The sequence below is a fragment of the Brevundimonas sp. genome (assembly GCF_046295075.1).
Classification (GTDB): domain Bacteria; phylum Pseudomonadota; class Alphaproteobacteria; order Caulobacterales; family Caulobacteraceae; genus Brevundimonas.
The window spans coordinates 225,487-234,834 of sequence record NZ_JBKBOC010000001.1; the positions used below are offsets into that span (position 1 = coordinate 225,487).

The 9,348-nt window shown below is 68.5% G+C and carries 9 protein-coding genes; 6 read left to right on the forward strand and 3 right to left on the reverse strand.

Translation table 11 applies throughout. From position 1 onward, the window contains the following. Window positions 1–38 precede the first annotated feature (38 nt). Both ACK4MH_RS01210 and ACK4MH_RS01215 read right to left on the reverse strand, forming a co-directional pair. The gene (locus ACK4MH_RS01210; protein ID WP_135194907.1) at window positions 39–359 is read right to left on the reverse strand and encodes a cell division protein ZapA; all 321 of its coding nucleotides are present in this window, start codon (window positions 357–359) and stop codon (window positions 39–41) included. Next, window positions 359–622 carry a hypothetical protein gene (locus ACK4MH_RS01215; RefSeq protein WP_409713542.1) on the reverse strand — a complete coding sequence of 88 codons (264 nt, stop codon included), beginning with the start codon at window positions 620–622 and terminating at the stop codon, window positions 359–361. The genes ACK4MH_RS01210 and ACK4MH_RS01215 overlap by 1 nt, the downstream gene beginning before the upstream one ends. 94 nt (window positions 623–716) lie before the next feature. On the opposite strand from ACK4MH_RS01215, the gene tkt reads away from it, so the two are divergent. From tkt to ACK4MH_RS01245, 6 genes are all read left to right on the forward strand, one after another. Continuing rightward, on the forward strand, window positions 717–2,708 hold the full coding sequence (gene tkt / locus ACK4MH_RS01220; protein WP_409713545.1) for a transketolase: 1,992 nt from the start codon (window positions 717–719) through the stop codon (window positions 2,706–2,708). Between the two features lie 167 nt (window positions 2,709–2,875). Beyond that, window positions 2,876–3,724 carry an alpha/beta hydrolase gene (locus ACK4MH_RS01225; protein WP_409713548.1) on the forward strand — a complete coding sequence of 283 codons (849 nt, stop codon included), beginning with the start codon at window positions 2,876–2,878 and terminating at the stop codon, window positions 3,722–3,724. Beyond that, the gene (locus tag ACK4MH_RS01230) at window positions 3,721–4,113 is read left to right on the forward strand and encodes a VOC family protein (RefSeq protein ID WP_409713551.1); all 393 of its coding nucleotides are present in this window, start codon (window positions 3,721–3,723) and stop codon (window positions 4,111–4,113) included. Before ACK4MH_RS01225 ends, ACK4MH_RS01230 begins: the two co-directional genes overlap by 4 nt. Before the next feature lie 5 nt (window positions 4,114–4,118). Then, window positions 4,119–5,315, forward strand: coding sequence for a formate-dependent phosphoribosylglycinamide formyltransferase (purT, locus tag ACK4MH_RS01235; RefSeq protein ID WP_409713554.1), 1,197 nt, complete (start codon window positions 4,119–4,121; stop codon window positions 5,313–5,315). Between the two features lie 252 nt (window positions 5,316–5,567). Continuing rightward, on the forward strand, window positions 5,568–7,655 hold the full coding sequence (locus ACK4MH_RS01240) for a carbon starvation CstA family protein (RefSeq protein WP_409713557.1): 2,088 nt from the start codon (window positions 5,568–5,570) through the stop codon (window positions 7,653–7,655). Then, entirely contained in the window at window positions 7,648–7,884 is a 237-nt protein-coding gene (locus ACK4MH_RS01245; protein ID WP_346494847.1) for a YbdD/YjiX family protein, read from the forward strand. The genes ACK4MH_RS01240 and ACK4MH_RS01245 overlap by 8 nt, the downstream gene beginning before the upstream one ends. A 158-nt stretch (window positions 7,885–8,042) precedes the next feature. Here ACK4MH_RS01245 and ACK4MH_RS01250 read toward each other — a convergent pair whose 3' ends face one another. Then, window positions 8,043–9,314 carry a S41 family peptidase gene (locus ACK4MH_RS01250; protein ID WP_409713561.1) on the reverse strand — a complete coding sequence of 424 codons (1,272 nt, stop codon included), beginning with the start codon at window positions 9,312–9,314 and terminating at the stop codon, window positions 8,043–8,045. Window positions 9,315–9,348: the final 34 nt, after the last annotated feature.

The window sequence follows — 9,348 nt, forward strand, 5'->3', positions numbered from 1 at the left end:
TCGCCTCGGCTTGCGCCAGCGCCACGATCAAATCTTGATCAGATACCCTGAGCGATCTTTTCGATCCGCGCGGCGACGGCGTTCAGCGCCTCGGCGACCCCGTCCGTCGAGGCCGGAGCCGGGGCCAGGGTGGACGGCCCCGCCTTGCCGCCGTTCAGGCGCGCCTCGTGCAGTTCGTCGGCCAGGATCAGGGCGGACATCAGGAACAGCCGCAGATCCCCGACATGGCCCACGTCCTGAGCCACCTGGCGCACCTGGTTGTCGAACTGTTTGGCCAGGATGCGGACCCGCTCTTCCTGACCGTCGGCGCAACCCACCGCATAGGGCCGCCCGTTGACCTCTACCGTCACCGTCGCCATCAGCCGGCCTCGCTTTCGGCCAACACGCCGCGCACGGCCTCTGCCGCGCGGGCCAGGGCGTCGGATGCCTCGCGCCCGGCGGCCTCCAACTCGGCGACGCGCTGACTATCGGCCCCCGGATTCGAAGGACGGGGCGCAAACAGGTCGTCGTCCGCAATGGCGGGCGCCGAGGCGGGGCGCGCCTTCAGTTGCACAATCTTGCGTTCCAGTTCGGCCAGGGCGCGGTCGATACGCGCCCGTGCGGCCGTGGTGGCGTCTGCCATCGGTCGCTCCTTCAAATTGCGTATAGAACCCGAGGACGCGCCGGGGTAAAGCGGCGCGCCCCCTTTTTCCGCCTTCCCAACAGAGGTCTCCACCGTGACCGACGCCAAAACCGCTCCCAAGGCCACTCCCGAGCAGATGGCCAACGCCATCCGCGTCCTCGCCATGGACGGCGTCGAGAAGGCCAAGTCGGGCCATCCCGGCATGCCCATGGGCATGGCCGACGTCGCCACTGTGCTGTTCTCCAGGTTCCTGAAGTTTGACGCTAGCCGCCCCGACTGGGCCGACCGCGACCGCTTCATCCTGTCGGCCGGCCACGGCTCGATGCTGATCTACGCCCTGCTGCACCTGACCGGCTACAAGGCCGCGACCAAGGAAGAACTGTCGAACTTCCGCCAGTGGGGCTCAAAGACCGCCGGCCACCCCGAATACGGCCACATGCCCGGCGTCGAGGTCACCACCGGCCCCCTGGGTCAGGGCCTGGCCACCTCGATCGGTTTCGCCATGGCCGAGCGTCACCTGGCCGCCAAATACGGCGACGACCTGGTCGATCACCGCACCTGGGTCGTCGCCGGCGACGGCTGCCTGATGGAGGGCGTGTCGCAGGAAGCCATCGCCCTGGCCGGCCGCTACAAGCTGAACAAGCTCACCGTCCTGTGGGACGACAACGAGATCACCATCGACGGCAAGGTCTCCCTGTCCGACGCCACCGACCAGAAGGCCCGGTTCAAGGCCGCCGGCTGGGCGGTCAAGGCCATCGACGGCCACGACATGAACGCCATCAAGTCCGCCCTCAAATGGGCGACCCGCCAGGACAAGCCGACCCTGATCGCCTGCAAGACCAAGATCGGCAAGGGCGCCGCCACCATGGAAGGCAGCCACAAGACCCACGGCGCCGCCCTGGGCGCCGCTGAGATCGCCGCCACCCGCCTGGGCCTGGCCTGGGATCACGAACCCTTCGAAATGCCTCAGACCATCGCCGACGCCTGGGCCAAGGTCGGGCGTCGCGGCGCCAAGGACCGCAAGAAGTGGGAGGCCCGCCTGGCCGCATCTAGCCAGGCCGCCGACTTCACCCGCGCCATGAAGGGCGACCTGCCCGAGGGCGCCTTCGACGCCCTGAACGCCAAGATCGCTGAACTGATCGAGACCCAGCCCGCCCAGGCCACGCGCCAGTCCTCGGGCGCCGCCCTGGACCAGGTCTTCGCGTCGATCCCCGAACTGGTCGGCGGCTCGGCCGACCTGACCGGCTCGAACAACACCTTCGTCGCCGGCACCCCGATCCTGGACGCGCCGTCCTATGAAGGCCGCTACGTCAACTGGGGCATCCGCGAGTTCGGCATGGCCGCGGCCATGAACGGCCTGGCCCTGCACGGCGGGATCATCCCCTATGCTGGCACCTTCATGGTCTTCTCGGACTACAGCCGCCCGGCCATCCGTCTGGGCGCCCTGATGGGGGTCCGCGCCATCCACGTCCTGACGCACGACTCGATCGGCCTGGGCGAGGACGGCCCGACCCACCAGCCGGTCGAACACCTGGCCGCCCTGCGCGCCATCCCCAACCTGCTGGTCTTCCGCCCCGCCGACACGGTCGAGGCCATGGAATGCTGGAAGATCGCGCTGGAGACCAAGACCTCGCCCTCGGCCATGGCCCTGTCGCGCCAGAAGACCCCGGCCGTCCGCACCGTCGCGGGAACCGAGAACCTGTCGGCCAAGGGCGCCTATGAGATCAAGGCGGCTTCGGCTGAAGCCAAGGCCACCCTGTTCGGCACCGGCACGGAACTGGCCCTGGCCCTCAAGGCCGCCGAAACCCTTGAAGCCGAAGGCGTCCCGACCCGCGTCGTCTCCGTCCCCTGTTTCGAACTGTTCGAGCAACAGGACGCCGCCTACCGCGCCTCGGTCATCGGCCGCGGCACGATCCGCGTCGCCGTCGAAGCCGCCATCAAACAGGGCTGGGAAGGCTTCATCGGCGAAGACGGCGCCTTCATCGGCATGACCGGCTTCGGCGCCTCCGCCCCCGCCGAAGTCCTCTACGACAAGTTCGGCATCACCGCCGACGCCGTCGTCGCGGCGGTCAAGGCGAGGCTGTAAGAAACCTGCCCTTCTCCCGTTGGGAGAAGGTGGCCCGCAGGGCCGGATGAGGGTCGGCCGGTGGGCCAGTTCGCACCACCCGACCCTCACCCTTTCGCGCAAGAACGACGGCTGTCGCCGCCGTGCGCTCAAGCCCTCTCCCAACGGGAGAGGGAAGGCTTGTGGAGATGTCGATGATTTCGGTTCGCGGTCTGGTGCTGACCATCGGCCTGGCCCTCAGCCTGACGGCGCCCGTCGCCCACGCCCAAACGCCGCCCACCGCCGAAACCCCCATCGTCATAGGCCGGTCCTACGCCCTGCCCTCGGCCATCATGGGCGCGACGCGTGAGATCAACGTCTGGCTGCCCCCCGGCTATGCCGACAGCGACCGGACCTATCCCGTCCTCTATGTCCTCGACGGCGGCCAGGATCAGGACTTCCACCACATCTCGGGCCTCGCCCAGCTGGGAACCGTCGCCGGCACCACGCGTGATGTGATCGTGGTCGGGATCGCCTCGGTGGACCGCCGCAACGAACTGGCCCTGCCGACGCAAGACCCCGAACTGATCGCCCGCTATCCGACCCAGGGCCATTCGGATCGCTTCCGTCGCTTCGTGGCCGAAGAGGTCGAGCCCTTCGTTGAGACCCGCTTCCGCACCAGCGGCGAAACCGCCCTGATGGGCGAGTCCCTGGCAGGCCTGTTCGTGGTCGAGACCTTCCTCAAGGAACCCCAGATGTTCGACGCCTATGTAGCCGTCAGCCCCAGCCTGTGGTGGGACGGCGGCCAGTTGGCGCGTCAGTCCGGCGCCCATCTGCGCGACCAGTCGAACGCCCCCCGCACCCTGATCCTGACCCTGGGCGACGAAGGCCCCGAGATGCAGGCCCCGATGGACGTCCTGACCGCCAATCTGCGCGACCACGCCCTGCCCGGCCTGAGCTGGAGCTTCACGCCCCGTCCGACCGAGACCCACGCCACCATCTACCACGGCGCCGCCCTGGACGCCTTCCGCCGCCTCTATGCGGAGCCCGCCAAATGAGCCGTATCGGCGCCGTCAGCCTGCTGGTCCACGACTATGACGCGGCCATCGCCTTCTATGTCGGCAAGCTGGGCTTCGACCTCGGCGAAGACACGGACATGGGCGCCGGCAAACGCTGGGTGCGCATTACCCCCAAAGGCGGCGAAACCAGCCTGCTGCTCGCCCGCGCCACGACTGAGGCCCAGAAGGCCCAGGTCGGAAACCAGGCCGGCGGCCGGGTCTGGCTGTTCCTCGAAACCGACGACCTGCTGCGCGATCACGCCGCCTGGCTTGCCGCCGGCGTCCACTTCCGCGAAACCCCGCGACATGAGACCTATGGCAAGGTGGTGGTCTTCGAAGACCTCTACGGAAACGCCTGGGACCTGATCGAACCCGCTACCGGAGCCTGACCCCGATGAAACTCGGCACCCCGCTTTCCGACACCGCCGTCCGCGTCATGCTGCTGGGCTCGGGCGAACTGGGCAAGGAGGTCGCCATCGAGCTTCAGCGGCTCGGCGTCGAGGTGATCGCTGTCGATCGCTATCCCAACGCCCCGGCCATGCAGGTCGCGCACCGCAGCCACGTCATCCCGATGACCGATCCCCAGGTGCTGAACGGCGTCATCCTGGCCGAGGGCCCGCACATCATCGTGCCCGAGATCGAGGCCATCGCCACCGAGGTCCTGGCCGATATCGAGGCCGCCGGCCTGGCCGTCGTCATCCCCACCGCCCGCGCCGTGCAACTGACCATGAACCGCGAGGGTATCCGCCGCCTCGCCGCCGAAGAGCTTGGCCTGCCTGCCAGCCCCTACGCCTTCGCCGGCAGCGCCGAGGAACTGGCCGCCGGCGCCGAAACCGTCGGCTATCCCGCCTTCGTCAAACCGGTCATGTCCTCCTCCGGCAAGGGGCAGTCCTTCGTCGAAAGCGCCGACGAGATCGCCGACGCCTGGACCTACGCGCAAGACAGCGGCCGGGTCGCCGGCGCTCGCGTTATCGTCGAGGGCCGGATCGATTTCGACTTCGAGATCACCCTGCTGACCGTCCGCTCGCGCGCCGCCGACGGCTCGATCCGCACGGATTTCTGCGCCCCCATCGGCCACCGCCAGGTCAAGGGCGACTATGTCGAAAGCTGGCAGCCCCAGGCCATGACCCCCGCCGCGCTCGCGGCCTCTCAAGACATCGCCGGCAAGGTCACCGACGCCCTGGGCGGTCTCGGCGTCTTCGGCGTCGAACTGTTCGTCAAGGGCGACCAGGTCTGGTTCTCCGAGGTCTCGCCCCGCCCGCACGACACCGGCCTCGTAACCCTGGCCAGCCAGACCATGAGCGAGTTCGCCCTGCACGCCCGCGCCATCCTGGGCCTGCCCGTCGACGTCACCCAGCGCGAACCCGCCGCCAGCGCCGTCATCTACGGCGGCATGGAGGCGCAAGGGATCGCCTTCGAAGGCGTCGCCGAAGCCCTCTCCGTCCCCACCGCCGAACTACGCCTGTTCGGCAAGCCCGAAGCCTTCGACCGCCGCCGCATGGGCGTCGCGACCGCCCGCGGCGCCGACGTCGATCAGGCCCGCGAACGCGCGCGCGAAGCGGCGGGATGCGTCAAGGTGGTTCGGGCTTAGCACCATCGTCTCCTCCCACATCGTGGGGAGGGGGACCGCGAAGCGGTGGAGGGGCTCTTGAAGTCCCACAGGCGCCAGTTATGCAGCAAAGAGCCCCTCCGTCTCTCCGCTCCGCTCCGAGCCACCTCCCCATGAAATGGGGAGGAGACGTCTGACCCCGCATTTCTACGACTTTAGTCGATTGGCCTTGTCCCGCATTGTGGTGCAAACCAAGGGCGAGGGCCGCAGCCAGCCGGCCGAGAGGGATCTGTCGTGGGCAAACTCAGCACACCCATAATTTTCGGCGCCATCGCCATACTGGGGGCCGTGTCCCTCGGCGTCATCGCCCTTCATCAGGGCGAGAGCATCAGCGCGGTCTGGATGGTGGTCGCCGCCGTCTGCACCTACGCCATCGCCTATCGGTTCTACGCCCGCTTCCTGGCCAACAAGGTGCTGAAGCTGGACGCCGCGCGTCTGACGCCGGCCATGCGCCGCAACGACGGGCTGGACTATGTGCCGACGCCCCGCAACGTCCTGTTCGGCCACCACTTCGCCGCCATCGCCGGCGCGGGGCCGCTGGTCGGGCCGGTGCTGGCCGCACAGATGGGGTATCTGCCCGGCGTGCTGTGGATCCTGGTCGGCGTGGTTCTGGCGGGCGCGGTGCAGGACATGATCGTCCTGTTCATGTCCACGCGCCGCGACGGCAAGTCGCTGGGCGATATGATCCGCACCGAAATGGGCACCATCCCCGGCATCATCGCCCAGGTCGGCGTCTTGATGATCATGGTGATCATCCTGGCCGTTCTGGCCCTGGTCGTGGTCAAGGCCCTGGCCGAGAGCCCGTGGGGCACCTTCACCGTCGCCGCCACCATCCCCATCGCCATCTTCATGGGCCTGTACACCCGCTATCTGCGGCCCGGCCGCGTGGGCGAGATTTCGGTCATCGGCGTCGTCCTGCTGATCCTGGCCATCATCGGCGGCGGTCATGTCGCGGCCGATCCGTTCTGGGGCCCGGCCTTCACCCTGACCGGCCCGACCCTGGCCATCCTGATGATGGTCTACGGCTTCATCGCCTCGGTCATTCCGGTCTGGCTGCTGCTGGCGCCGCGCGACTATCTGTCGACCTTCCTGAAGATCGGCGCGATCGTCGCCCTGGCCATCGGCATCCTGATCGTGCGTCCGCATCTGCAGATGCCGGCCGTCACCCCCTTCATCGACGGCACCGGTCCGGTCTTCGCCGGCGCCCTGTTCCCCTTCCTGTTCATCACCATTGCTTGCGGAGCGGTCTCAGGCTTCCACGCCCTGATCTCGTCGGGCACCACGCCCAAGCTGCTTGAGAACGAAAACCAGATCCCGCTGATCGGCTATGGCGCCATGCTGTGCGAAAGCTTCGTCGCCGTCATGGCCCTGATCGCCGCCACGGTCCTGGACCCGGCGGTCTATTTCGCCATGAACAGCCCGGTCGCCCTCATCGGCAACGATGCGGTCTCGGCCGCCGCCGCGGTCGCCCAGTGGGGCTTCCACATCACCCCCGGAGAGCTTGAGCAACTGGCCCGCGACGTGGGTGAGAACTCGATCCTGTCGCGGGCGGGCGGCGCCCCGACCCTGGCGGTCGGCATGGCGCACATCCTGTCCAGCGTGATCGGCGGCCAGGCCATGATGGCCTTCTGGTATCACTTCGCCATCCTGTTCGAGGCTCTGTTCATCCTGACCACGGTCGACGCCGGCACCCGCGTCTGCCGCTTCATGATCCAGGACCTGCTGGGCGTCGCCGTGCCCAAGATGCGCGAGACCAAGTCGTGGAGCGCCAACGTCGTCGCCACGGCCCTGACCGTTGGCCTGTGGGGCTACTTCCTCTACACCGGCGTTGTCGATCCGCTGGGCGGCATCAACAGCCTGTGGCCTCTGTTCGGCATCGCCAACCAGATGCTGGCCGCCGTCGCCCTGATCCTGGGCACCGTCGTCCTGTTCAAGATGAAGCGCGAGAGATACGCCTGGGTCACGATGATCCCGGCGACCTGGTTGTTGATCTGCACCCTGACGGCCGGCTTGCAGAAGCTGTTCCACCCCGAGGTCCGCATCGGCTTCCTGGCCCACGCCCGCAAGTATCAGGAGGCCCTGGGCGCCGGCGAACTGATCGCCCCGGCCAAGAGCGTCGGCGACATGCATCGCATCATCGTCAACGACTACGTCAACTCGACACTGACGGCGGGCTTCCTGTTCGTGGTCGTCACCATGGTGATCTACGGCGTGCTGGCGTGCCGCAAGGCCTACCGCAACAACCGGCCGACCGTGCGCGAATATCCCGAAGCGCATGACCTGACGCCGGCCGACGAAGCGGCGGACATCGCCCGTGCCTAGTCCTCAGACCCAGGACGACCTGCTCTGCCTGTGCCGCGACACCGCCCTGCGGTGGGGTCGCGGCGTCAGGCGCACGGCGGGCGCCATGATCGGCCAGCCGGATTATGACGCCTATGTCGCCCATGCGGCCGCGACCCACGCCGACCAGCCGCCGCTGGACAAGACGGCCTTCTTCCGACTGCACGAACAGCGCCGTTTCGGCGGCGCCGGCGGCTTCAAGTGCTGCTGATCGTTCTCTGATATTCCGCTCATCCCGGCGAAAGCCGGGACCCAGCGTTTTGGGCGCTCAACCCTGAGCCAGAGCGCCAGCCGCCAATCCAACGCACCTATCTTGCGAAAGAACTGGGTCCCGGCTTTCGCCGGGATGAGCGGATAGAAGAAACTGATTTAGAGCGGGCCGGGTCGGTCAGCAGCGCCAGCCCGATCCTCCGCCTGAAGCGCCGCGATGGCGGCCTCCAGCGCGGGGTCGTCGCCGGCGCGGCGCTGGGCCACGGTGCGTGGCGCGGCGATGTCGGGCGTGACGCCCCGCTTTTCCAGCCGCATGCCGCCCGAGGTCACGAAGTCCGCCCGGCTGAGCGTCAGTTTCCCACCGTCGGGCAGATTGGTCTCTTGCGCGATCAGCACCGATCCGCCGGTCTTCTCTCCCACCACGATCCCGCGACGCGCCTCCTGCAGGGCGGCAGGCGTCAGTTCCGCAGCACTTCGGCTGCCCTGATCCACCAGCACTGCGACGTCGTTCGCCAGAGGGTCGCGCCGGTCGCCGCAGTCGCCCGCCGCCCGCAGCACCACCGCCCGGCCGCTGCGCCCCCGCCGCGTGGCCCAGGCCTGATTGGCGGGCAGGAAACAGGTCAGGACGGCCTCGGCCTCCATCAAACGACCACCCGGATTGCCACGCAGGTCCAGCACCACATCGACATCGGCCGGCAGACCTTCCAGCTCGCTGCCCATCCAGGCGCCCAGCCCCTTGTCGAACTGCTCGACCCGCAGGACCAGCACGCCCGGCCGCGACGTGTCCGCCGTGAACGGCTCGACCGCGTCCATCACGCGCGGGGTCAGGGCGGTCTCGTGACGCTGGCCTGTCTCGTCGGTCAGGATCAGTCGCACCGGCTGTCCCTCGTGCGTCTCGACATCCGGCCCCCAGGGCCGACCATCGACCGAGTTCAGCGACCAGCCCAGCTGCACCCCCGCCTCCTCGGCCGGCGAACCGGGCCGGATGCGTTCGACGGTCCAGTCATCGGGCGTCTCGCCCCGCATCAGGGTCAGACCCATCACGGCGCGTCGCGCGAACTGAGCCTCCTGGCGGCGCACGGCGGCCGGGGGGCTGGCGGCGGCATGGCCGTCGTCCAGCAGATCCAGCATTTCGTTGATGACCCGGTACAGCCCGCGCTCGTCGGTCGCCGCCAGGGCCTGGGGCCGGAACTGCGCCCGCGCCGCGTTCCAGTCCACACCGTGCAGGGTCGGATCGTAATAGCCGCGCCGGACCTCGCTCCACACCCGGTCGAACACCCGCTGGTTCAGGCGCGCGCGGTCTCGCGTCTGGGGCGCGGCCATGGACTGGATGGACAGGGTCGAGCCGGCCGGCTGGGCCGCTGCCGGCCCGCTCAACGGCAGGCCGAGCAACAAGAGGCTGAAAAGCCGGACGGAAACTCTGACGCGCATGGACGGCATCTGACGCCAGACGCCCCTTTGGCTC

Bases quoted from the DNA above. Each gene is read 5' to 3' on its own strand.
- ACK4MH_RS01210 (WP_135194907.1), bottom strand. From the start codon at position 359: ATGGCGACGGTGACGGTAGAGGTCAACGGGCGGCCCTATGCGGTGGGT.
- ACK4MH_RS01215 (WP_409713542.1), bottom strand. From the start codon at position 622: ATGGCAGACGCCACCACGGCCGCACGGGCGCGTATCGACCGCGCCCTG.
- ACK4MH_RS01250 (WP_409713561.1), bottom strand. From the start codon at position 9,314: ATGCGCGTCAGAGTTTCCGTCCGGCTTTTCAGCCTCTTGTTGCTCGGC.
- purT (WP_409713554.1), top strand. From the start codon at position 4,119: ATGAAACTCGGCACCCCGCTTTCCGACACCGCCGTCCGCGTCATGCTG.
- ACK4MH_RS01225 (WP_409713548.1), top strand. From the start codon at position 2,876: ATGTCGATGATTTCGGTTCGCGGTCTGGTGCTGACCATCGGCCTGGCC.
- ACK4MH_RS01230 (WP_409713551.1), top strand. From the start codon at position 3,721: ATGAGCCGTATCGGCGCCGTCAGCCTGCTGGTCCACGACTATGACGCG.